Origin of the sequence: Rhodoplanes sp. P11 (assembly GCF_964266735.1) — a bacterium.
GTDB classification, from domain to species: domain Bacteria; phylum Pseudomonadota; class Alphaproteobacteria; order Rhizobiales; family Xanthobacteraceae; genus Rhodoplanes; species Rhodoplanes serenus.
The window spans coordinates 1-22,864 of record NZ_CAXWGY010000017.1; the positions used below are offsets into that span (position 1 = coordinate 1).

A 22,864-nucleotide genomic window follows, 5' to 3' on the forward strand; every position below is an offset into this window, starting at 1 on the left:
GCGACCAGGGAAAGCCCGCAAAGGTCGCCCTCATCGCCGTCGCCAGGAAGATCCTCGTCGTCGCCAACGGCCTCGTCAAAGCCGACGTCGTATACGCACCCGCTTGACATCCAAGACAGTCGCCGGATAGCCGCTTCGCGGCTTCCGGAATGACCACCAAATGGATCGGCCGGATCTCGTATCACAAGCCGCGCCGGCGAAAGACGTCGCGTGTCTCGTGGCGCGCCGCCGTGCCGTAATGCGAGGCGCTCGCCACCAGCCCGTGCTGCCAGCGGCCGCCGAGCGCCATCGTGTCGTAGGACAGGAGCAGCAGCACCATCACCAGCACCACGAGGAAGAGGCGCATGGGCCGGTCCTCCGAAAGCGGGCCGCGGCGGGCCTTGTGGTTCGTCTCGCCGATGATCCGTCGCGATGCAGACCGCGGCCTCGGCGCGCCGCCGCGCGCCGTTGGGCCGTTCAGCCGCTGCGTCGCGTCGAGGTCCGGTCTCGATGGACTCTAGCACCCGGCCGTGGTGCGGCGGTTAGGGTCCGCCGCGGGTTTCGGCCTCATCGATTCCGGAAAAGTCTCGTCGAATGCGGCGGATCGGACGTCGCCGCGGCGGCCGTCACTCCAGCGCGATGTTGGCGGCCTTGATCACCTCGGCCCAGCGCACGCGATCGGTGTCGACGATCTCCTTCAGCCGCTCGGGCGGGCCGCCCATGGCGGCCTGGCCTTGGGTCTCCATCGCCTTCTGCACCTCGGGCAGCCGCAGCACCTCGTTGACGCGGGCGTTGAGCTGCTTGACCACCTCGGCCGGCGTCCCGGCCGGCGCGAACATCCCCCACCAATTGTCGACGTCGACATCGGTGATGCCCTGCTCGGCGAAGGTGGCGACGCTCGGTGCCACCGGATTGCGGGCGCTGCCCATCAGCGCCAGCACCCGCACGCGGCCGTCACGGGCCAGCTCGGTCGCGGCGTTGATCTGCATGAACATCGCGCTGATGTGGCCGCCGGCGAGATCGGCGACCGCCGGCGCCAGGCCGCGATACGGGACGTGCTGGAGCGCGATGTCGGCCTTGCGGCGGAACAGCTCCATGCAGAGGTGATGCGGCGTGCCGATGCCGGGCGAGCCGTAGTTGATCAACGTCGGCGCCGCCTTGGCCTTGGCGACGAACTCGGCCAGCGTCGCGACGCCGAGCCCTGCGTTGACCGTGAGGGCGAAGTTGGCGTTCACCAGCGCGGCCACCGGCTCGAAGCTCTTCACCGGGTCGTACTGGAGCGACTTGAACAGGCTGGGGTTCATCACGATGGTGTTGGCGGTGACCAGCAGCGTGGTGCCGTCCGGCGCCGCGCGGGCGACGCTGAGCGTGCCGAGATTGCCGCTGGCGCCGACCCGGTTCTCGACGATGATGGTCTGCCCCGAGAGCTGCCGCATGTGCTCGACCAGCAGGCGGGCGAACAGGTCGGGGGCGCTGCCGGCCGTGTAGGGGACCACCACCGTGATGGGCGCCGCGCCGCGCTGGGCGTGAGCAGCGCCGGAGAGCGCCGCGGGAGCGACCGCGAGCAGCGCGAGGCCGGCGGAGCACACGGAACGTCGCGAAACCGATCGGGTCATGGCCTGTCTCCTCGCTGGGTCAAGGGCCGATATCGATGCCGTAGAGTCGCGACGCATTGCCGGCCAGAACGGCGGTTCTCTCATCGTCGGTCAGGAATGTGGCGTCGCGCACGAAGGCGACCGGCTGCGGATCGCCGACCGGATAGTCCGAGCCCAGCAGCACCCGATCGGCCCCCACCACCTCGACGAGATGGCGCAGCACGCGCGCGTCGTAGACGCAGGTGTCGTAGTGGAGCATGCGCAGATAGTCGGCCGGCGGCTTCGTCATGTTGCGCCGGGTCGCCGGCTTCTCGGCGTAGTTCCGCGCGATGCGGCCGGTGTAGAACGGCATGTAGCCGCCGCCGTGGGAGATGCAGATGCGCAGGCCCGGGAAGGCATCGAGGATGCCCTCGTAGAACAGCGAGGCGATCGCGAAGGTCTCCTCGATCGACTGGCCGAGGCTGTTCCACATCATGTAGGGGCGCAGGCGCGGGTCGGGATTGCCGGCCGGATGCACGTAGACGACGGCGCCGAGCGCCTCGGCCGCCGCCCAGAACGGCCGCAGCCCGGCGTCGCCGATCTCGCGGTCGCCGACCCGGGTCGGGATCGCCACGCCCTTCAGGCCGAGGGTGCCGACACAGCGATTGAGCTCGGCGGCAGCGCGGTCGGGCGTCTGGAGCGGCACGCTGCCGAGCCCGACGAAGCGGGTCGGCGCCGTCGCCACCAGCGCCGCGATGGTGTCGTTGGTGCGGCGGTCGAGCGCAAGCGCCGCGTCCGGCGGCAGCCAGTCGCTGCACTGATGAACGAGGCTCGGGCTCAGCACCTGCACGGCCACGCCGGCCGCGTCCATGGCGGCGATCCGGTCGCCGACGTCGGCCATGCGGCGGACCACCGCGTCGTTGCGGGCCGCGATGGCGGCGCGTTGCGTCTCGGTCAGCGACGGGTCGGCCTCGGCGCGCGCGAACAGGCTGTGCGGCCGCGTCGCCGCGAACACCTCCGGCACGACGACATGCGCATGCACGTCGATGGCGGTGAGCCGCACAAGGGAGGTCGGGGCGGACGTCTCGAGCATGGACCCACCGGCGAGCGAGCGGCGGAAGGAACCTCAAAGTCGCCAAGTCTAGGCACGAGACGGTAGTGATCACAATCGGAACGAGGCCCACGGCAGGGGTGCCCCGCGGCGGACGCATGCATATTAAGTGCGGGGCGGCGCCTCCCCGGTGCCGCTGGTTTCGGATGGCGTTCCGAAGCGGCCGCTGATGGTCGCCCCGCACTCGACCGTCGCGTCTTCTCACCTTCGCGCCAAGGGGCTTACGACGGCGCCACGCCTGGGCGTCCGCCAAGCCGGCGGCTGTGCGGTTCGGGAGCGCGGGTGGGCCGGCGCCCCGGCGGGATGCTCAGGGAATGGTGCGGGTGATCGGCGGGATGGCGAAGTCGAAGTCGCAGCCGCGTTCCGCCTGGGTCACCGTGTCGAGATAGAGCTTGGCGTAGCCGCGCCGGCCCTCGCCCGTGGGGGCGGGCGGCTGCTCGGCGGCACGCGCCGCCAGCGTCGCGTCGTCCACCTCGAGCGACAGCGTGCGGCCGGCGGTGTCGAGCCGGATGGTGTCGCCGTCGCGGACCAGGCCGAGCGGCCCGCCGATCGCCGATTCGGGCGAGACGTGCAGCACGATGGTGCCGAAGGCGGTGCCGCTCATCCGCGCGTCGGAGATGCGCACCATGTCCTTCACGCCCTGCTGGAGCAGCTTCTTGGGGATCGGGATATAGCCGGCCTCCGGCATGCCGGGAGCGCCCTTGGGGCCGGCGTTCTGCATCACCAGCACGTCGTCGGGGGTGACGTCGAGGGCGGGATCGTCGATGCGGGCGGCGAGATCGGCGAGCGACTTGAACACCACGGCACGGCCGGTGTGCTGCAACAGCGAGGGCGTCGCCGCCGCCTGCTTGATGATGGCGCCGTGGGGCGCCAGGTTGCCGCGCAGCACCGCCATGGCGCCGCCCGAGAAGATCGGATCGGCGAACGGCCGGATCACCGACTGTGGGAAGGGCGGCGGCGCCGCGTCGAGATTCTCGCCGAGCGTCCGGCCGGTGACGGTGAGGCAGGACAGATCGAGCAGCGGCGCGATCTCGCGCAGCATGGGGACGAGCCCGCCGGCGTGATACAGGTCCTCCATGTAGCCCTGGCCGGTCGGCTTCAGGTCGATCAGCACCGGCGTCTCGCGGGCGATGCGGTCGATGCCGTCGAGGTCGATGCCGATGCCGAGCCGGCCCGCCATGGCGGCGAGGTGGATCAGCGCGTTGGTGGAGCCGCCGGCGGCCAGCACGGTGCGCAGCGCGTTGGTGAAGGCGGCGGGGGTGAGAATCTGGTCGGGCGTCAGCCGCTCGGCCGCCATGGCGACCGCGCGGGTGCCGGTCAATTCGGCGAGCCGGCGCCGCTCGCCATGCACGGCCGGCACGCAGGCGCCGCCCGGCAGCATCATGCCCAGCGCCTCGGTGGCGAGCGCCATGGTGCTGGCGGTGCCCATCACGCCGCAGAAGCCGACCGTCGGGGCGAGCTCGCTGTTGACCTCGGCGATCTGCTGCTCGGTCAGCTCGCCGGCCCGGTAGCGGCCCCAGAAGCGGCGGCAATCGGTGCAGGCGCCGAGCCGCTCGCCGCGCCAGCTCCCCGCCAGCATCGGGCCGGAGACCAGCAGGATCGCCGGCACCCCGGCGCTCGCCGCCCCCATGATCAGCGCCGGCACCGTCTTGTCGCAGCCGCCGAGCAGGATCACCGCATCCATCGGCTGGGCACGGATCATCTCCTCCACGTCCATCGCCATCAGGTTGCGTAGATACATGCTGGTCGGATGCGCGAAGCTCTCCTGTATGGAGATCACCGGGAAGGGGATGGGAATGCCGCCTGCCAGCATGACGCCGCGGCTCGCCGCCTCGATCAGGTCGGGCAGGTTGCGGTGACAGGCGTTGTAGCCCGAATCGGTGTCGACGATGCCGATGATCGGCCGGTCGAGGGCATCGTCGGTGTAGCCCAGCGCCTTGATGAACGCCTTGCGCAGGAACACCGAGAATCCCGCGTCGCCATAGCCCGCGAGATTGCGCCGCATGCCCACCGACTTTGTCATGATCCGCTCCGTGGTTCATGCCAGTATTGACTCACTGACAGGATTGTCAACAATCTTGGTAACGGAGATCGTCAGATGACCTCGCCCCCTGCGGCCAGCCCGGCGAACGAGCCGCCCTCGCTCGTCGATGTTCTCGAGGAGGAGATCGTTCTGGGCTATCTGCTGCCGCGCGAGCGGCTGGTGGAGGAGGAGGTGGCGGTGCGCTTCGGCGTCAAGCGGCACGTCGCTCGCGACGCCATCCTGCGGCTCGAACGCATGGGGCTGGTCGATCGCACGCCCAACAAGGGCGCCGTGGTCCGCATGCTGACGGCGCGCGAGGTGGAGCAGATCTATGCGGTGCGCGAGGTGCTGGAGACGCTGGCGGCCGCGCAGATCCCGCTGCCGGCGGCCCCGGCGCTGGTCGAGCGGCTGGCAGCCGTGCAGGCACGCTACGCCACCGCGGTCGACGCCGGCGACCCGCGCGCCGCCTTCCGGGCCAACATCGCGTTCCATGACGTGCTGTTCGGAAGCTGCGGCAACCCGCATCTGGCCGAGGCGATCCGGCTGTTCGTGCAGAAGGTGCACGGGGTGCGCTCCAACACGGCCGCCGACCCTGCCCATCTGGCGCGCTCCCGCGCCGAGCACGAGGCGATGATCACGGCGCTGCGCGACGGCGACCGCGCCCGCCTGGTGCAGCTCTGCCGCGACCATCTGGTGCCGTCCCTCACCGCCTATGTGGCGGGGCTGAAGCGGCGCGGCCTGGCCTGAGGTGGCGTCGGCCGATGGCCTGTCGCGACCCGCGATCCCTGTTCGGAGACCCCCCATGGCGCTGATCGAGACCGCCCGCAAGCAGACCCTCGGCCCGTTTCTCCGGCTGCATCCGAACGACAACGTGGCGGTGGCACGCAGCGCCGTGACGGCCGGCACGCCGGTCGGCGACACCGGTTTGGTGACGCGCGAGGCCGTCCCGGCCGGCCACAAGGTGGCGCTCGCCGACGTCGCCGCCGGGGCGCCGTTCCGCAAATACGACGTGGTGATCGGCTTCGCGGCCGCCGCCGTGCCGGCGGGCAGCTACGTGCACAGCCACAACATCGCGTTCCGCGACGTGGCGCACGACTACGCGCACGCCTCGGAGTTCCGGCCTCTCGATCTGGTGCCCGAGCGCGAGCGCGCCAGCTTCCGCGGCATCGTGCGGCCGGACGGCCGCGTCGCCACCCGCAACTATGTCGGCGTCGTCTCCACCGTGAACTGCTCGGCGACGGTCGCCAAGCGGGTCGCCGCCTGGTTCACGCCGGAGCGGCTCGCCGCCTACCCGAACGTCGACGGTGTCGTGGCGCTCACCCACGGGCTCGGCTGCGCCATGGAGATGACCGGCGAGCCGATGGCGATCCTGCGGCGCACGCTCGGCGGCTACATCCGCCACCCCAACATGGCGGCCGCCGTGGTGGTCGGGCTCGGCTGCGAGCGCAATCCGGTCGACGAGCTGTTCGCCGACGAGGGCTTGTCGGCAGGCCCGCTGCTGGGCCGCTTCGTGATGCAGGACGCCGGCGGCACCCGCAGCACCATCGAGGCCGGCATCGCGGCGGTGCGCGACATGCTGCCGGTGGTCGACCGCGTGGTGCGCCAGCCGGTGCCGGCCTCTCACCTCGTGGTCGGGCTCCAGTGCGGCGGCTCCGACGGCTTCTCGTCGATCACCGCCAACCCGGCGCTGGGCGCCGCGGTCGACATCCTGACCCGCCACGGCGGCACCGCCATCCTGTCGGAGACTGCCGAGATCTATGGCGTCGAGCACACGCTGACGCGGCGCGCCGCGACGCGCGAGATCGGCGAGGCGCTGATCGCCCGCCTGCGCTGGTGGAAGGACGAGTACTCGGTCGGCCGCGACACCCAGATCAACGGCCGCGTCACCCAAGGGAACGCCGCCGGCGGCCTCGCCAACATCCTGGAGAAGTCGCTCGGCTCCGCCATGAAGGGCGGCACCGGCCCGCTGATGGCGGTCTACCGCTATGCCGAGGCGGTGCGCGCCGCGGGCCTCGTGTTCATGGATACGCCGAGCTTCGACCCGATCTCGGTGACCGGCCAGGTGGCGGGCGGCGCCAACCTGATCGCCTTCACGACCGGGCGCGGCTCGTGCTTCGGCTCGGTGCCGGCGCCGACCCTCAAGCTCGCCACCAACACGCCGATGTATCGCCGGCTCGCCGACGACATGGACATCAATTGCGGCGCGATTCTCGACGGCGACGAGACGATCGAGTCGATGGGACGGGCGATCTTCGAGCGCTTCCTGGCGGTCGCCTCGGGCGAGCGGACGCGCAGCGAGGAGCTCGGCGTCGGCGCCGACGAGTTCGTGCCCTGGCAGGCCGGGGTGATGAACTGACGGGCGGACGGGCCTGGCGGCCTCAGCCTCAGCAGCAGGAGGCGTACCAACCGGGGCCGCAGCCGCATCCGATGCCGATGGTGGGGCGGTACACGTAGCCGCGCACGGCGTCGCCTCCCGGGCCGTACGGATAGACGGTCGTGCGAACGGCGCGGCCGAAGACCACCGGCGCCGCATAAGGGCCGGGGCCGTCGTCGAGGCGCCAGCCATCCCCCGGATGCGCCCCGGGCGTGACGATCACCACGGGCCGGCCGGTCCCATGGGCGCCGCGCCATCCGGCGATGGCCTGCGACGACAGTGTCGCGATCGCGAGAGCCACCAGCACGACGCGACCCGCCTGTGTCATGCTTCGATCCTGTCTCGATGTCCGCCCGTGGCGGACAACCGAGAGTGATGCGGAAGGTTCCGAGATGGGTCGCGGACGATCGGCCGCGCAGCAACAGGCGACCGCATCTGTAGATGCGTATGACGCGAAGAGGATGGATGTGCCGCTCAATCGGCAGAGTCCGAGCCAGAGACCTGTTCGGGCGACAAGATGGTTGCGGGCAGCGGGATGGTGCCCAGGGGCGGAATCGAACCACCGACACCGTGATTTTCAGTCACGTGCTCTACCAACTGAGCTACCTGGGCGTGCCCGCGAGTGCGCGATGCCCGAAGGCATCGGCGAGCGCGGGCGGTTATAGAGGCTCCCCGGGCCGATGTCCAGACGCCGTGACGCGGTTGTCACGAAGCCCCAAAACCCTTGCCCGAGCGCGCAAATCTGATGCGTCCCCGGCCGGCCAGCGGTCCCGTGAAGACCCCGGCGGGTCGCGGCGCATCGCCGCCCGCGGCGCCGGGCCGGGGCGTCAGGCCGGCGCCACCGCGTCGGTGCGCACCGCCGGGGTGGGGGTCTCGTCGGGCGGTCCCATCAGGACGGTGAGGGCGCGTGGCCTCACCCCGTAGTGCAGCGGCATCTTGGCCCGCACCAGCTCGCCGTCGGTGGTGGTCCAGGCGCGCCGGCGCACATGCGAGATGGTGACGCTGGTCGCCGTCATGCTGCGGATGCCGGGATTGTCGCGCCAGCCGCCGGTGAGAAGGTCGGCCCCGGCGCGGGCGAGCCCGAGCGTGCCGGCATCCTCGGCGATGTGCAGCTCCAGCAGGCCCTCGTCGAGCCGCGGCCGGCGCCAGTCGAGGCCGAAGCGGTTGTTGGTGACGAGCACCGCCACCGCGTCCACGGTCTCGCGGCGGCCGTCCACCGCCACCTCGAAGCGGAACCGCCCGCTCCGTCGCAGCGCCCGCAGCGCCGCCACCGCGACGCCGAGGAAGCGGCCGAGCGGATGGCCGCGGGTCTCCTCCCGGGCCCGTGCCATCTGGCTGAAGAAGCCGATGCCGGAGAGCGAGTGGAACGGCCGGCCGCAGAGGGTCGCGAGGTCGACCTCCTGCGGGGCGGCGGCGCCGAGCGCCGCCACGGCCTCCTCGATGTCGGCCGGCATGCGGAGATCGCGGGCGAACAGGTTCATGGTGCCGAACGGCAGCACGCCCAGCACCTTGCCGGTGCCGGCGAGCGCGCTCGCCGCGAGATTGGCGCTGCCGTCGCCGCCGCCGACCACGAGGGCGTCGTGGGACGAGCGGGCCGCTTCGGCGATCGCCGCCGGCATCGCCTTGGGGGCGACGACATGGATGTCGACCTGGCGGCCGCCGGCGCCGAGGGCGCCGAGCGCCGCCCTCACCGGCTCCGGTCCGTGATCGACCAGGGTGCCGGCGCGGGCGTTGAGCAGGACGAGAATGCGGCGCATCGCGGGGTCCGGGTTGGGGCGCGTCGCCCACCGGCGTCGCGGTCGAGCCCTCAACGCCGTCCGGCGCCTTCGGTTCACCGCTCCAACGCGAATGGCGCGCGATCTTTGGCCGCAGCCGTCCCGGACAGGGATCCGTTGGGGACCGATCGCGCTCCTAGGGGGCGCTGGCCGCGTGACCGCAGACCGCGCGCCGCCGTCGTGCTATGACGCCGGGCTCGCCGTCGCCGTGCCCGGGCTGGGCGCGGGCTGCGATGCGCCCGGACCGGGAGGGGGGATGCCCGATCGGCTGATCTACAAGATTTGTCCGGCCACCCTGTGGCGGGAGGCGGAGCGCGCCGGCGTGTTCGACGGCGCCGCCGTGGACCGCGCCGACGGCTTCATCCATTTCTCGGCGGCCGATCAGGTGGCCGAGACGGCCGCCAAGCATTTCGCCGGGCAGAGCGATCTCGTGCTGGTGGCGGTTTCGTCGGCGGCGCTGGGCGACGCGCTGCGCTGGGAGCCGTCGCGCGGCGGCGCGCTGTTCCCGCATCTCTACGGCCCGCTGCCGCTCGCCGCGGTGCAAGCGGTGACGCCGTTCCGGCACGCCCGCGACGGCACGATCGACGGTGTCGTCCCGGACTGACCTGAACCGCCCCGTTCCCCGGGGCGACCAAGGAGGCGGACGGATTTGGGGAGAATTCGACTTCATCTCGACTCGATTGTCCGGACCGCCGCGGCGCTCGCCCGCGGCTCCCTCTTCATGCCGAGGTTGCTCCGATGCCAGACGTCGTTCGCCGGCCCCTGATCGCGGGGGTGGTTCTCGTCGCGCTCGCCGGCGCGGCGTCCGCCCAGATCGGTGATTGGGTGGAGGACAGCCGGCTGAGGGCCCGGCTGCCGGCATCGACCGACACCGTCATGCTGTTCAAGGTCGTCACCGTGCGGGACGATATCGTCATCGGCCTGTCGACCGTGGAGCTCGATGCGCTCGGTGGCCGCGATGTCGGCGCCGTCGCCCGTGCGCTCAAGGAGCGCGGCACCCTGACGGCATGGCAATACGCGGCCCGCAAGGCGGTGACCGGCGAGCTCGAGCAGGCGCCGCGCCAGCAGGTCGGCCTCTTGGCCCACGACACGCTGCGGGTGGAGTCGTACCAGACGCCGCTCGCCGTGCTGCCGCACAACTGAGCCGGCCTTTATCGCGCGGTCGCCCGATCGCGAAATCGCGCTATCATGGTCCGGTGACGGCGCCGTTCGCCGCCACGGACGAGAGGACCGACATGGATACGATCGTCGAGCGACGCGCCGACGTGCAGCGAGAGGCCGAGTTCTCGCCGGAGGAGCGCGATGCCGTCTATCGCTGCATCGCCACCCGGCGCGACGTACGCGGCCAGTTTCTTCCCGATCCCATTCCGGACGACGTGCTGGCGCGCCTGCTCGCCGCCGCCCATCGGGCGCCGTCGGTCGGCTTCATGCAGCCGTGGGACTTCATCGTGGTGCGCGACGCCGAGGTGAAGCGGCGCGTCCACGCCGCCTTCGCGGCCGCCCACCACGAGGCCGCCGGCATGTTCGACGGCGGTCGCGCCGAGCGCTACCGCCAGCTCAAGCTCGAAGGCATTCTGGAGGCGCCGGTCGGCCTCTGCGTCACCTGCGACCGGGAGCGCACCGGCTCCGTGGTCATCGGCCGCACTCATCAGCCCGAGATGGATCTCTACAGCGCGGTGTGCGCGGTGCAGACGCTGTGGCTCGCCGCCCGCGCCGAGAATCTCGGCGTCGGCTGGGTCTCCATCGTGCGTTACGAGGATCTGCGCGCCGCGCTCGGCATTCCGCCGCGCATCCAGCCGATCGCCTATCTGTGCATCGGTCGGGTGTCGCACTTCTTCGCCAGGCCGGAGCTGGAGACGGCGGGCTGGCTGCCGCGCCTGCCGCTGCGCGACCTCGTGTGGTTCGACGGCTGGCACCGCCGCACCGGCGACGAGCCGCTGCTCGACGCGCTCGACAGGAGCACGCTGGAGACGAACAGACCGGAGTGACGCGGCCCGCAGAACCGCGACCTTCGCGGCGGGTTGTCGAGACGGCATCGCCACAGGAGGACGCCATGGGTCGGATCGGGGACGCATTTCGGGCCGAGCGGCGCGACACCGCAGCAGCACCGTCGGCCGGCGGCGCCGGCACGGCGCCGTTCGATCGCGGTGCTGCCTGGGTGCGGGACGTGCTGCTGCCGGCGCTCGCGCAGGCCGACGCGGAGCTCGCCGGCGACGGCGTCGCCGTACGCCTCGACAGCAATCTCGATCCGCGCTCGACCAACCACGCCCATGTGGACTTCTGGCTCGCGCCGCGCGACGACCACGGCGGGGTGCCCCACGGCCCGCGTCACTCGATCAATGTGCGCGAGGGGCGCGACGTCTGGCTGTTCCGTCCCGGCGAGCCGGGCCGCGTGCTCGGCCCCATCGAGGCTGTCGATGCGGCCGCCTGCGAGGAGATGCTGGCGAACGCCGCCGCCGAGTATGCCCGCATGCTGGGCTGACGGGCCGCGCGGCGACGCCGCGCTCAGCGCTCGGTGACGGCGAGGCGGAGGCCGAGCCCGACGAAGGCGGCGGCGAACACCCGCCGTAGCCACATCAGCACCGCCGGGCGCGCCACCACATGGTCGCGCACCGCCGCGGCCGCGATGCCATAGAGCGCGAACACCACGAACGTCATCACCATGAACACCGCCGACAGCGCCACCATGCGGGCGAGCGGCGATGTTTCGCCGGCGCCGACGAACTGCGGCAGGAAGGCGAGAAAGAACAGCGACAGCTTGGGATTGAGGATGTTGATCAGGACGCCGGTCCGCACGATCTCGCGGGCGGGGCGCGGATCGGCGCGGGTCTCGATGCGCATCACGCCGCGGTCGCGCAGGGTCTGCCACGCCATCACCAGGAGATAGGCGACGCCGGCGATCTTCACGGCGTGGAACAGCAGCGCGCTGGTGTGCAGCACGGCCGCGAGGCCCAGCATGGCGGCCGCCATGTGGGGCACGATGCCGAGCGTGCAGCCGAGCGCTGCCGCGACGCTGGCGGCGCGTCCGCGTGCGAGGCCGGCCGCGAGCGTGTAGACGACGCCGGTCCCGGGCGAGGCCACCACCACGAGCGAGGTGATCAGAAATTCGGGCGCGAGCAGCTCGGACATGATCATCGACCACTCCAGGGTGGCATGCGGGCTGCCGGAGTCCGGTCGGGAGGCGAACGCGTCGCGCGCCGCAACCGTGCAGCCCATGGCGTCCCGATCCACCTGCGCGCTTCTAGCGTGGCGCGATATCACCACGCCACCCGATTTCCGAGTGGCGTTCCCTTACCGAAGTTTCACGAAACTTCGGCCGTGCCCCGATGTTATTGGACCGACATTGGAGTCGCATGGAGTGAACACGATGATCGCCAAGACCGTATCGGGTGCTGTCGCCCTCACCACCGCGCTGCTGATCGCCGCCGCGCCGGCGCAGGCGCAGCACTGGGGCCACCGGCACGGGCATTGGGGCGGCGGCTACCACCATCACCGCCACGGCGGCGCCGGGGTCGCGGCGGGCATCGCCGGCTTCGCGGCGGGCGCGCTGATCGGCGGCGCCATCGCGTCGCAGCCGCGCTACGCGCCCGGTTACGCGCCGGCTCCCGTCTACGGCGGCAATGCCGACGCGATCGCCTACTGCCAGTCGCGCTTCCGCTCCTACGATCCGGCCTCGGGGACATATCTGGGCTACGACGGGCAGCGTCACGCCTGCCCGTGACCGACGAGACGGCGGGGTGCGCCGGCCGTCCCGACCGGCCGGATGGAACGCAACCGCGATATCGTCGTTGATGCGGCGCCGGCCTCTCCGGCCGGCTTCGATGCGGATGGCGAGTCCTTCGCCGCCGCCTTTGTGTCCGGGGCGACCTCGTCGTCCCGGATGTCGTTCTCGTCGACGTCTTCTTCTTGTCCTCTCCCGACGTCGCCCACCTGCCGAGGAGTTTCGTTCATGCGCCTTGCAACTGCGACCGCCGCGGCGGCCGCCGCTCTCGCTTTCGTGGTGGCGGCCGAGCCGGCCAGCGCCCGGTTCTTTGATCCCGCCACCAAGTCGTTCGAGCCGACGGCCGAGACGGTGGCGTGCCGGATGGTGCGCGAGCGCGTGATGCGCCCCAATGGCCGCGTCATCTACAAGACGCGCCAAGTGTGCACGCCGGGCTTCCGTCCGGGCTTCGCGGCCGGCGGCTGCCGGATGATCCGCGAGCGCGTCGTGCGGCCGAACGGCGCCGTCGTGTATCGCAGCGTGCGCCGCTGCGGCTGACGCAGCCGCCGCGGCCGATAGAGCCGAATCGTCAGGGGAGCGCGGCATGCCCGCGCTCCCCGTTCTGATTAGACCCGCCCGTGGCTGGGCGCTCCGCTCGTCGCCGGCAAGCCGGTTCCCACCCCACCACCAAATGCGCTAGGAACCTCCCGCGCGCCGCCCCGGCTCGGACCCGATCCGCTGCCGATCCGCCCCGATCCGCCGGTCCGTGCGCCCCACCTGCCCGTGGCCCCGGCCGCTGCCCAGATTCGCGGATCGTCCCATGCTCGATCGCCGCCGTGTCGTTCTCGCCGCCCTCGCGGCCGCCGCCGCTCCCGCCGTCGCCGGTCCTGCTGCCGCGCAGGCGACCTATCCGGCGCGGCCCGTCACCGTCGTGGTGCCGTATCCGCCGGCCGGCTCGGTCGATCTGGTGGCGCGCGCCATCGGCGAGCCGGTGAGCCGCAGCCTCGGCCAGCCGGTGGTGGTGGAAAATCGCGGCGGCAGCGGCGGCTCGGTCGCGGCGCAGGCGGTGGCGCTCGCGGAGCCCGACGGCTACCGGCTGGTGCTCGGCACCCAGCAGACTCACGCCACCAACGAGGCGCTGTTTCCGTCGATCGGCTACCGCGCCGTCGAGAGCTTCACCCCGATCTGCCAGGTCTGCACGGTGCCGCACGCCCTGGTGGTGAAGAAGACGCTGCCGGTGGCGAGCGCGGCCGAGCTGGTGGAGCTTCTGAAGCGCGAGCCGGGCCGGCTCAACTACGGCTCCACCGGCAACGGCTCGTCGTCGCATCTCGCCTGCGAGCTGTTTCAGCTGCGGGCCGGCGTCAAGGCGCAGCACGTCCCCTATCGGGGCGGCGGCCCGCTGGCCCAGGACCTGATGGCGGGGGTCGTCGATTTCGGCTTCATCGCGGTCGCCAACATCCGCGGCCCGCTCGAAGGCGGGCTGGTGCGTGGGCTGGCGATCGCCTCGGCGAAGCGCATCGCCCTGATGCCGGAGCTGCCGACGCTCGCCGAGACCGGGCTGCCGGATGTCGACGCCGATGCCTGGTTCGCCTATTTCGCGCCGGCCCGCACGCCGCCGGAGCGCATCGCGATGCTTGCCAAGGCGATCGAGGAGGCGCTCGCGGCCGACAGCGTGCGCGAGACCTTCGACCGCAACGCCGTGGTGGCGCGCTTCCGCCCCTCCGCCGAGATGCCGGAGTTCGTCGCCGCCGAAGTGCGCAAATGGGCCGAGGTGGTGCGCCTCGCCAACGTCAAGGCGGAGTGATTCTGTCTTCGGCTGATCAGTTCGCCGTCGATCCGGGGTGCGGCACCCGGATCGGCGCTTCGCCGTCCGGGCGCCGCGAACCCGGAACCCAGCGGCAGGCTCCAAGCTCTCGGTTGGATTCCGGATAGCCGCTTCGCGGCTTCCGGAATGACCATCGAGTGGATCAGCCGGATCTCGTATGAGGCGCCGCGGCTCAGCGCGGCGTCAGCGTCTCGGTGCCGAAGCCGTCGTTGCCGCGCACCGCCCAGATGCCCTTGAGCACGCCGCCGTCCTGCACCTGGTACATCACCAGCCCCGGCTTGCCGTTGAGCGTGTAGGTGGCCGACAGCGCGTCGTTCATCCGCATTCCGAAGCCCGTGTAGGTCTCGCCGGCGATCGACCAGCGTACCGTGTAGGTGGTGTCCGAGATGATCTGGATCGCGAGGGTCCCCGAATAGGCCGAGCCGTCCGGATTGGTGCCGGCGACGGTGTAGCTCTTGGCGAGCGTCAGCGTGTCGGCGGCGGCCGGAAGGCTCGGCGCGGCGACCAGCACGAGCAGGGCGGGCACAAGGGCAGCAAGGAGGAGGCGACGCATGCGGGGGCTCCGTCGACCCGGCGCCGGGATTGGCGCGGGGTCGGCAGCATTCCGGCACCGCCGCCGCCTGTCAATCGGGAGCGGCCGCCCTCCGTGCGCGACCGTTCGGCCGTCAGCCGGCCCGTGAGGCAGGATGGTCGGCCGTGCAGTCGTGCTCCGGCACGATCGGCGGCGCCGCCACCACCCGGCGCAGCAGCCGCGGGCGCCAGCGGCGCGCCAGCCGCCGCTCGGCCGAGCGGCGCACCAGCAGCTCGGTCGGGTCGCGCCACGGCGGCTCGGCGAACGCATCGATCACATCGCCGCGCGACAGCCCGATGTCGGCCAGCATGCGGTCGTTGAAGCCGCCAAGCGCGGCCGCCTCGCGGCGGTGGCGAATGGTCTCGGCCATGCGGCGCACCCGCATCTCAATCCCGGCCGCCGCCACCGCGAGCGACCGCGGCAGGAGCCGAGAAACGAGACGAGTGGGCGACAGCGCCGTCATGGCGACCTCCTGTGGTCGGTGGTGCGACAAGGTCGACGCTCCCCTCCGAGGGCGCCACCCGAAAAGCCGCTGAACCGTGGCCGGGAGAATGCCATTCCGCCATTGATGAATGAAACGAATGTTTTTAATCTGATCGATAAGCGGGGCTGATGGTTTCGGCCCCTCTGCACCGAGGCTGCCATGTCCGTCCTGCTCGATGTCGACCAGCTCCGCACCTTCGTGGTGATCGCCGAGACCGGCTCGTTCACGCGGGCCGCCGAGGTGGTGCACAAGACCCAGTCGGCGGTGTCGATGCAGATGAAGCGGCTGGAGGAGCGTATCGAGCGCCCGCTGTTCGTCCGCGACGGCCGCGTCTCCAAGCTCACCGAGGACGGCGAGCGGCTGCTCGACTACGCCCGGCGCATCGTCAAGCTCAATGTCGAGGCGGTGGCGGCATTCGGCAGCGAGGAGCTGACCGGGAGGGTGCGGCTCGGCGTGCCGGACGATTACGCGGACCGCTATCTGCCCGACATCATGGCGCGTTTCTCGCGCGTCTATCCCGGCGTCGAGCTGACGGTGTTCTGCGAGCCGTCGATCGAGCTGCTGGGCCGGGTCGAGCGCAACGAGATCGACATCGCCATCGTGACCAGCAGCGGCGTCCATCGCGCGTCCGAGATCTTCCGTCAGGAGCGGCTGCTGTGGGTGACGTCGAGCCGGCATGCCACCCATCTCGACACGCCGCTGCCGCTGGCGCTCGGACGGCCGACGTGCCAATGGCGCGCCGCCGCCATCGACGGCCTCGACTCCATGGGGCGCGCCCACCGGCTGCTGTTCTCCAGCGGCAATGCCGGCGCCATCTCGGCCGCCGTGCTGGCCGGGCTCGCGGTGTCGGTGCTGCCGACCTCGGGGCTGCGGCCGGGCATGCGGGTGCTGACACCGGCCGAGGGCTTCCCGGAGCTGTCGCCCTGCCGGATCGGCCTGTTGCGCAATCCGCACGAGCGCTCGGCGCTCGCCGATGCGCTCGCCGGCCACATCATCTCGTCGCTCGACAACCTGTCGGCCGGCGCCGCCGCGGCCGAGTGAGCAGGGCCGGTGGCCGGCAGCGGCGCTCCCGCCGCCGGCCCTTCGCGCGCAATCCTCAGGCGGCGCGGACGGTGGCCAGGAAGCGGTCCACCTCCAGTCGCAGCCGGCTGCTCTCCTGGGAGAGCGACTGCGCCGCCGACAGCACCTGGCTCGACGCCGAGCCGGTCTCGCCGGCGCCGCGATTGACCTGGACGATGTGGGTGGCCACCTCGGTGGTGCCCTGGGCGGCCTGCTGGACGTTGCGGGCGATCTCACGGGTTGCCGCGCCCTGCTCCTCGACCGCCGCCGCGATGGCGGACGCGATCTCGGCGATCTGGCCGATGGTGCCGCCGATCGCCTTGATGGCGTCGACCGACGCCTGGGTGGCGTTCTGCATTCCGTTGATCTGAGCACCGATCTCGCCGGTGGCTTTGGCGGTCTGGGCGGCCAGCGCCTTGACCTCCTGGGCGACCACCGCGAACCCCTTGCCGGCCTCGCCGGCGCGGGCCGCCTCGATGGTGGCGTTGAGGGCGAGGAGATTCGTCTGCTCGGCGATGTCGGTGATCAGCTTGACCACGTCGCCGATGCGGTTGGCGGCGTGCGACAGCTCGTTGATCTGCCCGTCGGTGGTCTCGGCCTGGCGCACCGCCGCGCCGGCGATGCGGGTGGCCTCCTGGACCTGACGGCCGATCTCGCCGACCGACGAGGACATCTCGTTGGTGGCCGAGGCGACGCTCTGGACGTTGGTCGATGCCTCCTCGGAAGCGGCCGCCACCGTCGACGACAGCTGCTGCGTGCTCTCGGCGGTCTTCGTCAGCGTGCCGGCGGCCGCCTCGAGCTCGGTCGAGGCCGACGAGACGCCGCGCACGATGGCGCCGATCGCCGCCTCGAACGCATCCGCGAGCCGGATGGTCTCCGCCCTGCGTTCCGCCGCCACGATCTGGTCCTGCGCCGCTTTCTCCTCGGCCTCCCGGCGTGCCTTCTCGGCCGCCTTGATCTTGAACGTCTCGACCGCCTCGGCGATCTCGCCGATCTCGTCCTTGCGGCCGACGCCGGCCAGCACCACGGTGAAGTCGCCGTCGGCGAGCCGGCGCATCCCGGCCGTCAGCGCGGAGATCGGCTTGGCGATGCCGAAGTGTGCCACCACGACGCCGAGCGCCACCGCGATCGCGATGCCGATGCCGACCGACAAGACGATCTGAAAGATGACCGCCTGGGTGGTGGCCGTCAGCTCGGCCGAGCCCTGCTTGAGATCGCGATCGAGCGCGAGCACGATCTCGCGCGTGTCCGCCAGCAGCTTGCGCAGCGGCGGCTCGATCGTCGTGCGCATCGTCAGGTGGGCCTGCCCCGAGGCTCCCTGGCTGGCGAGCGCGATGATCGGTGCCGTCTTGCCTCGCACCTCGCCTAACACCCGCTCCACCTCGTCGAGCCGGGCGGCAAGGCGCGGCAGCTTGGCCTTGGCGTTGGCGGCGAAGCCCAGCGCTTCGTCGAGCGCCTGGCCGGCTCGCGCCGTGGTGTCCTTGCGCTCCGTCTCGTCGGTGTCGGAGATCGCTCGGTAGGCGAGGAACGCATACTGATAGATCGCCCGGTTCAACCGCGCGATCGACACGGCCGCATCGGCGTCGGTCTCGATGAAGCGGGTGTTTCGGACGTCGATCTCCTTCATCTTGTCGGCCGCATACCAGGTGGCAAGCCCGGCGATGCAGCCGAGCAGCAGGATCACGCCGAGGATCTTCGGCAGCGTTCTGATTCGGGTCAGCAGGGACATGTTCAGCATTCCTGGATGAGACGTCGGGACCGGCGGGCCGTTCGGCGGGGTCTCGGTCTGAGCGATGGAGACGCGACGTGCGTCTAGCCGATTCGAGTTACGCCTCATGCTCTCCAGGAAACCGCTAAGTTTATATTAAAAACTGGCACAATTGATGATAGTCCATAATCCGCAGAATTATCCAAAATGCGAAGAGCGCCGGCCGAATTGTGTATAGACTTGTGTGTTGTCTCGACCTCTCATTGTGAAAGGGGGTGACATCCCACGACGATATGTTGAATCGCTTCCGTCTGTTCAGCGCCGAGGACATCGGCGATCATCGAGCGCTCGTCCGCGCACGGGTTCCGGACTGCCTGTCCCTGGAGCCTATCGACGACGGGCCGTTCCGCAGCGACGTCGCCGCGTTCCCGTTCGCTGGCGAGCCGGACAGCTCGTGGCTCGCCTCGGTGTTTCACGCACCCGGCCTCACGGTCGAGTTCGACTCGCGCGCCGCGGTGTGGCTGATGGTGCCGTTCAGTGCCTGGATCACCGTCGCGCTCGGTCGTCGCATGCGCGAGATCCGCGGTGGCGGCGTCGGCGGTCTCCTGCCTGTCGAGGAGCAGCGCATCCGCCGCACCGCCGGTCATCATCTGATGCTGCGGGTCGACCCGTCCCGCCTGGCGAACGCCATGGCGGCCTTCGAGTGCGACGCGGCGATCGCGTCGATTCTCGACGAGCAGTTCTTCGAGCCGCGGCTGACCGGCCTCCAGGAGGCCGTCGACGAGGTGCGCCGTCTGGTTCACAGCCTCGACCGCGAGCCCGACGAGATCCTCGACCTCGCCACGTTCCGCGCCGCCTCCGATCAGCTCCTGGTGCTGCGGCTCGCCTATGTGCTGGCCGTCGCGGCGGCGCCCGACGGCCGGCCGGCGATCCATCGCCACGATCCGGCGCTACGGCGCGCCGACGAGTACATTCGGGCGCATGCCGACGACAATGTCGATCTGATCCGGCTCGCCCAGCATGTCGGCCTGTCGCTGCGCTCGCTCCAGGTGATGTTCCGCAGAACGTTCGACTGCACCCTCGTCCAGTACATCAGGCGCCACCGGCTGGCGATGGCGCGGCGCCGCCTCGAGGCCGCGTCGGATGCGACGATCGCCGAGATCGCGCGCAGCTCCGGCTTCGCTCACCTCGGCCGTTTCACCGCGGCGTATCGGGCCGAGTTCGGCGAGTTGCCCCGGCAGACGCGGCAGCGGTCCCGGCGCACGCTGTCGACCGACGGCTGACCACTTCGGGGTGCATCACCCCGAAGCGTCCCGTCACGTCGGAACCCTCCGGCGGCCAGATGTTTGTTCCTGGCGTGCGGGCGGTCTCGCGTGAAGCGCGTTCTCGACGTGACGCAGGCGTGTGTCAGCCCGAGCTGACAGATGACCCCCGGCGAGAGCCGCCGCAAGGCGCGCCGCGACGCGATATGCCCGATCTCGCCATCGCAACTCGAATGGGCCGTATCTGGAGCCGAACGCATGCTCGATCGTGTGACCTCCTCCATCGACCATGGTGACGACGACCTCGCGTGGATGAGCACGGCCGAGCTGAAGGCCCGGCTGCTCGCGGCCGTGGAGGGGCGCCACGACGCCAAGCAGGGCGACAAGCTGAAGCTGTTCGATCAGGAGCTGGCGCCGCTGTTCGCCGCGCTGGCGCGCCGCAACCCGACGCCGCGCGTGGAGGATCAGGTCGTCGCCGTGCAGGGCGTGTGGACGCCGGTGTGGTCGACGATCCCGTTTCACGACGCCATCCCGGGCCGGGTGTTCGATCAGTCCTATCAGATCTTCCGCAACGACGGGTTCTACGCCAACATCGCCCATCACGCGCCGGGCCGGAACGGCGGTCTGCTGGAGCGCCTGCGCTCCGTGCTGGCCGGCTGCAACCTGATGATCATCCAGCATTACGAGATCGCCGATGGCCGCTGGCTGATCGAGAATATCGGCATCGAGGTGGCGGTGGTGCGGGCCGACCGCGGCCTCGACATCCCGGCCGCCGAAGCGTGGTTCGCCGACGTGATGGCGCGCAAGGGCCGTCGTTATCAGGAGGCGGCCGACTTTGGCGCGCCCGATCTCTCGCAGCTCGACGCCGCCGCCGCCAAGAAGCTCGGCAAGACCTTCAAGGCCAAGCCGGTGATGGAGAACATCTACATGGACGCCGATTTGCGCCTGATCACCAGCCGGCGCGAGGCGAACCAGCGGCCGTCCTACACGATCGGCGTGCGGCGGATGTGATCAGCTTCGCCGGGCTGCGGCCGGGGATGTCTCGGCGAGGCCGAGCTCGCGGCGCCGCTTGCCGGAGAGGCTGCCGGCGACCATCTGGTAGGAGTGGCGGATGTAGTCGCACAGCTCGGCATCGGACAGCCCGGGCCGGCCGTGATGCTGAATCCAGGTCAGGCCGCGTGAGGCGAGATAGGGCGCCGGTCGCAGGCCGGGCCGGTCCTTCAGCAGCTCGTAGGCGATGCCGGTGACCTTGAAGGTGATGCCGGCGTCGCCGCCGTTCCAGCCGCCGATCGCGAACACCTTGCCGCCGACCTTCCAGACATCCGCGCCGCCCCATTGCACCACATGGGTGGTGGCCGGCAGGGCGCGGCAGACGTCGTTGAACTCGTCGGAGGTCATCGGATCGCTCTGCACTCGTCCGATCGCGGCTCTCGCCGGCCGCCGTCGCCGTCGAGCCCGGCCGTGGCCGGGCTCGACGAGAACGCATCGGTCGCGGTCGGGCTCACTCCGCCGCGGCGATGTCGGTTTCGCTGTCGCGGTTGGCGGCGAAGAACTTCAGCGCCACCTCGGGGAACAGCGCGAAGGACAGCACGTCCTCCAGGCTGGCGTCCGGATAGCCCTTCTCGGCGAGCTTCTTCTTCAGCATCTCCATCTGCGGCGCGATGTCGTCGGCCGGCCGGTGATCGATCATGGTCTGACCGGCGATCACCTCCTTCATCACGTCCTGGATCGGCGCCGGGGTGCGGCCATAGGCGCCGCGGGCCAGATCCTTGATCTCCTGCGGCACCACCTTGTAGCGGCCGAGGATGACGTTGAAGGCCGCCATCGAGCCGACGATCTGGCTGGTCGGGGTGACGAGCGGCGGATAGCCGATTTCGGCGCGCACCCGCGGCAGCTCCTCGATCAGCTCCGGATACTTGTGGGCCTTGCCCTGCTGCTTGAGCTGGTTGAGGAAGTTGGACAGCATGCCGCCCGGGATCTGGAAGGTCAGCACCTTGGTGTCGATGTCGATCGCGGTGTCGAGCTTGAAGGTCGCGGCCAGATCCTTCTTCACCTTCCGGAAGTGGTCGGCGATCGGATAGAGCTTCTCCTTGTCGATGCCGGTGTCGCGCGGATGGCCTTCGAGCGCCGCGACCAGCGCCTCGGTGGCGGGCTGCGAGGTGCCGAGCGCGAACGGCGACAGCGCGCAGTCGACCACGTCGGCGCCCGCCTCCATGGACTTCAGGTAGGTCATCGACGCCATGCCGCTGGTGTAGTGGCAATGCACGTCGACCGGGACGTCGAGCTTCTCCTTGATGGCCTTGACCAGGTCGTAGGCCGTGAAGGGCGCCAGCAGCCCGGCCATGTCCTTGATGCAGATGGAGTCGGTGCCGAGATCGACGAGATCCTTGGCGACCTTCAGGAAGTTCTCGGTCGTGTGATACGGGCTGATGGTGTAGACGATGGCGCCCTGCACATGCGCGCCCGCCTTCTTGGCCGCGCGCATCGAGACTTCGAGATTACGGGTGTCGTTGAGCGCGTCGAAGATGCGCACCAGCCCGATGCCGTTCTCGACCATCCGCTGCACGAAGGTCTCGACCACGTCGTCGGCATAGTGATTGTAGCCGAGCACGTTCTGGCCGCGCAGCAGCATCGAGATCGGGGTTTTCTTGATGTAGGTCTTGAGCGTGCGCAGCCGCTCCCAGGGATCTTCGTTGAGGAAGCGCAGGCAGGAGTCGAACGTGGCGCCGCCCCAGGCCTCGAGCGCGAAGTAGCCGATCTCGTCGAGCTGCTCCAGCATCGGCACCATGTCGGAGGTGCGCATGCGGGTCGCCGCCAGGGACTGGTGCCCGTCGCGGAGCACCGTTTCGACGATCTTCAGGGGCTTGTTGTTGGTTGTCACGAGGCACTCCCGGGTTGCGAGTCGTCACGAACGGGCCGCGCCGTCTGCCTGCTCCGCAGGCGGTGTCTGGTCCGATCCAATGTCAAGACGCCGAGATTGATACCCGGAAACCGCCGACTGGCAATCCGCATGGCCGCGCTCGGAGCCGGAGGGCGGCCGCGTCGCCGGCGCATAGCAGCTTGCCTCGACGACAGATTTCGACATCGTGCCGGCGCCCCGGCGACCAATCGGCGCAAGCGCTCGGTGCAGTGCATCATGCGGGGGTGAAGCTGTGCAGGACGGCGGACCCGAGGGGCGAAGGCCGGGCGGACCGAGAGGCGAGGGCCGGCACGTCGGACCGGAATCAACAGCGCGGCCGCGAGCGGTGCCGGCGGGCGGTGTCGTCGTCATCCACAGGGACATGCGCCCCGGCCGGCCTCGGCCCGTTCCGGCGCGCCCTGCGCCGGCAGTAGCAGCCCGCGTTCGGGCTGCTCGTCAAGGTTGCGGTTCCGGCTGACTTTTGCTGCAATGCAATGTCAGCGGTCCGTCCATGGTGCGA

The 22,864-nt window shown here is 70.6% G+C and carries 24 protein-coding genes and 1 tRNA gene; 12 read left to right on the top strand and 13 right to left on the bottom strand.

The features are described from left to right. Positions 1 to 181: 181 nt before the first annotated feature. The 4 genes from ACFQUV_RS14590 to ACFQUV_RS14605 all read right to left on the bottom strand — a co-directional run bounded on the left by ACFQUV_RS14590 (position 182) and on the right by ACFQUV_RS14605 (position 4,687). The gene (locus tag ACFQUV_RS14590) at positions 182 to 346 is read right to left on the bottom strand and encodes a hypothetical protein (protein ID WP_155479781.1); all 165 of its coding nucleotides are present in this window, start codon (positions 344 to 346) and stop codon (positions 182 to 184) included. A gap of 259 nt (positions 347 to 605) precedes the next feature. Next, positions 606 to 1,595 carry a tripartite tricarboxylate transporter substrate binding protein gene (locus tag ACFQUV_RS14595; RefSeq protein WP_165363891.1) on the bottom strand — a complete coding sequence of 330 codons (990 nt, stop codon included), beginning with the start codon at positions 1,593 to 1,595 and terminating at the stop codon, positions 606 to 608. Positions 1,596 to 1,614: 19 nt separating this feature from the next. Then, on the bottom strand, positions 1,615 to 2,646 hold the full coding sequence (locus ACFQUV_RS14600) for an amidohydrolase family protein (protein WP_129609150.1): 1,032 nt from the start codon (positions 2,644 to 2,646) through the stop codon (positions 1,615 to 1,617). Between the two features lie 325 nt (positions 2,647 to 2,971). Then, positions 2,972 to 4,687, bottom strand: a complete 1,716-nt coding sequence (locus tag ACFQUV_RS14605) for an IlvD/Edd family dehydratase (protein WP_129609149.1) — start codon at positions 4,685 to 4,687, stop codon at positions 2,972 to 2,974. 75 nt (positions 4,688 to 4,762) lie between these two features. Here ACFQUV_RS14605 and ACFQUV_RS14610 point away from each other — a divergent pair, with 75 nt between their 5' ends. Both ACFQUV_RS14610 and ACFQUV_RS14615 read left to right on the top strand, forming a co-directional pair. Continuing rightward, positions 4,763 to 5,434 carry a GntR family transcriptional regulator gene (locus ACFQUV_RS14610; RefSeq protein ID WP_129609148.1) on the top strand — a complete coding sequence of 224 codons (672 nt, stop codon included), beginning with the start codon at positions 4,763 to 4,765 and terminating at the stop codon, positions 5,432 to 5,434. A 55-nt stretch (positions 5,435 to 5,489) separates the two neighbouring features. Next, entirely contained in the window at positions 5,490 to 7,043 is a 1,554-nt protein-coding gene (locus tag ACFQUV_RS14615; protein WP_207211470.1) for a UxaA family hydrolase, read from the top strand. A gap of 28 nt (positions 7,044 to 7,071) precedes the next feature. On the opposite strand, the gene ACFQUV_RS14620 is transcribed toward ACFQUV_RS14615, so the two are convergent. The 3 genes from ACFQUV_RS14620 to ACFQUV_RS14630 form a co-directional block, all read right to left on the bottom strand. Continuing rightward, complete coding sequence (locus ACFQUV_RS14620) at positions 7,072 to 7,389, bottom strand: hypothetical protein (protein WP_129609147.1); 318 nt, start codon at positions 7,387 to 7,389, stop codon at positions 7,072 to 7,074. A 208-nt stretch (positions 7,390 to 7,597) separates the two neighbouring features. Further along, a tRNA-Phe gene (locus ACFQUV_RS14625) sits at positions 7,598 to 7,673 on the bottom strand. 215 nt (positions 7,674 to 7,888) lie between these two features. After that, complete coding sequence (locus ACFQUV_RS14630; protein ID WP_129609146.1) at positions 7,889 to 8,818, bottom strand: diacylglycerol kinase family protein; 930 nt, start codon at positions 8,816 to 8,818, stop codon at positions 7,889 to 7,891. 274 nt (positions 8,819 to 9,092) lie between these two features. Here ACFQUV_RS14630 and ACFQUV_RS14635 point away from each other — a divergent pair, with 274 nt between their 5' ends. The 4 genes from ACFQUV_RS14635 to ACFQUV_RS14650 all read left to right on the top strand — a co-directional run bounded on the left by ACFQUV_RS14635 (position 9,093) and on the right by ACFQUV_RS14650 (position 11,318). Continuing rightward, a complete protein-coding gene (locus ACFQUV_RS14635) occupies positions 9,093 to 9,440 on the top strand; it encodes a DUF952 domain-containing protein (protein ID WP_129609145.1) in 348 nt (115 codons plus the stop codon). Positions 9,441 to 9,574: 134 nt separating this feature from the next. Further along, entirely contained in the window at positions 9,575 to 9,979 is a 405-nt protein-coding gene (locus ACFQUV_RS14640) for a hypothetical protein (protein ID WP_244601584.1), read from the top strand. A gap of 92 nt (positions 9,980 to 10,071) precedes the next feature. After that, complete coding sequence (bluB, locus tag ACFQUV_RS14645) at positions 10,072 to 10,824, top strand: 5,6-dimethylbenzimidazole synthase (RefSeq protein WP_129609144.1); 753 nt, start codon at positions 10,072 to 10,074, stop codon at positions 10,822 to 10,824. Between the two features lie 65 nt (positions 10,825 to 10,889). Next, positions 10,890 to 11,318: a hypothetical protein gene (locus ACFQUV_RS14650; protein ID WP_129609143.1), complete on the top strand. Its 429-nt coding sequence runs from the start codon at positions 10,890 to 10,892 to the stop codon at positions 11,316 to 11,318. Between the two features lie 23 nt (positions 11,319 to 11,341). Here the strand turns inward: ACFQUV_RS14650 and ACFQUV_RS14655 are convergent, their stop codons facing one another. Next, complete coding sequence (locus ACFQUV_RS14655) at positions 11,342 to 11,971, bottom strand: LysE family translocator (protein ID WP_244601583.1); 630 nt, start codon at positions 11,969 to 11,971, stop codon at positions 11,342 to 11,344. 232 nt (positions 11,972 to 12,203) lie between these two features. Here ACFQUV_RS14655 and ACFQUV_RS14660 point away from each other — a divergent pair, with 232 nt between their 5' ends. The 3 genes from ACFQUV_RS14660 to ACFQUV_RS14670 all read left to right on the top strand — a co-directional run bounded on the left by ACFQUV_RS14660 (position 12,204) and on the right by ACFQUV_RS14670 (position 14,340). After that, a complete protein-coding gene (locus ACFQUV_RS14660; RefSeq protein WP_111387898.1) occupies positions 12,204 to 12,557 on the top strand; it encodes a BA14K family protein in 354 nt (117 codons plus the stop codon). 228 nt (positions 12,558 to 12,785) lie between these two features. After that, a complete protein-coding gene (locus tag ACFQUV_RS14665; protein ID WP_111387896.1) occupies positions 12,786 to 13,094 on the top strand; it encodes a hypothetical protein in 309 nt (102 codons plus the stop codon). Between the two features lie 262 nt (positions 13,095 to 13,356). Next, a complete protein-coding gene (locus ACFQUV_RS14670; protein ID WP_129609142.1) occupies positions 13,357 to 14,340 on the top strand; it encodes a tripartite tricarboxylate transporter substrate binding protein in 984 nt (327 codons plus the stop codon). A 193-nt stretch (positions 14,341 to 14,533) separates the two neighbouring features. Here ACFQUV_RS14670 and ACFQUV_RS14675 read toward each other — a convergent pair whose 3' ends face one another. Further along, positions 14,534 to 14,914: a hypothetical protein gene (locus ACFQUV_RS14675; RefSeq protein ID WP_129609141.1), complete on the bottom strand. Its 381-nt coding sequence runs from the start codon at positions 14,912 to 14,914 to the stop codon at positions 14,534 to 14,536. 112 nt (positions 14,915 to 15,026) lie between these two features. Further along, positions 15,027 to 15,395: a DUF1127 domain-containing protein gene (locus ACFQUV_RS14680; protein WP_129609140.1), complete on the bottom strand. Its 369-nt coding sequence runs from the start codon at positions 15,393 to 15,395 to the stop codon at positions 15,027 to 15,029. A gap of 180 nt (positions 15,396 to 15,575) precedes the next feature. On the opposite strand from ACFQUV_RS14680, the gene ACFQUV_RS14685 reads away from it, so the two are divergent. Then, complete coding sequence (locus ACFQUV_RS14685; protein WP_129609139.1) at positions 15,576 to 16,457, top strand: LysR substrate-binding domain-containing protein; 882 nt, start codon at positions 15,576 to 15,578, stop codon at positions 16,455 to 16,457. A 55-nt stretch (positions 16,458 to 16,512) separates the two neighbouring features. Here ACFQUV_RS14685 and ACFQUV_RS14690 read toward each other — a convergent pair whose 3' ends face one another. Further along, complete coding sequence (locus tag ACFQUV_RS14690) at positions 16,513 to 18,204, bottom strand: methyl-accepting chemotaxis protein (RefSeq protein ID WP_129609138.1); 1,692 nt, start codon at positions 18,202 to 18,204, stop codon at positions 16,513 to 16,515. A 275-nt stretch (positions 18,205 to 18,479) separates the two neighbouring features. On the opposite strand from ACFQUV_RS14690, the gene ACFQUV_RS14695 reads away from it, so the two are divergent. Continuing rightward, positions 18,480 to 19,466 carry an AraC family transcriptional regulator gene (locus tag ACFQUV_RS14695; protein WP_165363889.1) on the top strand — a complete coding sequence of 329 codons (987 nt, stop codon included), beginning with the start codon at positions 18,480 to 18,482 and terminating at the stop codon, positions 19,464 to 19,466. A 237-nt stretch (positions 19,467 to 19,703) separates the two neighbouring features. Continuing rightward, positions 19,704 to 20,456 carry a hypothetical protein gene (locus ACFQUV_RS14700; protein ID WP_129609136.1) on the top strand — a complete coding sequence of 251 codons (753 nt, stop codon included), beginning with the start codon at positions 19,704 to 19,706 and terminating at the stop codon, positions 20,454 to 20,456. On the opposite strand, the gene ACFQUV_RS14705 is transcribed toward ACFQUV_RS14700, so the two are convergent. Both ACFQUV_RS14705 and ACFQUV_RS14710 read right to left on the bottom strand, forming a co-directional pair. Further along, on the bottom strand, positions 20,457 to 20,843 hold the full coding sequence (locus ACFQUV_RS14705) for an MmcQ/YjbR family DNA-binding protein (protein WP_129609135.1): 387 nt from the start codon (positions 20,841 to 20,843) through the stop codon (positions 20,457 to 20,459). Positions 20,844 to 20,946: 103 nt separating this feature from the next. Further along, entirely contained in the window at positions 20,947 to 22,326 is a 1,380-nt protein-coding gene (locus ACFQUV_RS14710) for a pyruvate carboxylase subunit B (protein WP_111386289.1), read from the bottom strand. Positions 22,327 to 22,864: the final 538 nt, after the last annotated feature.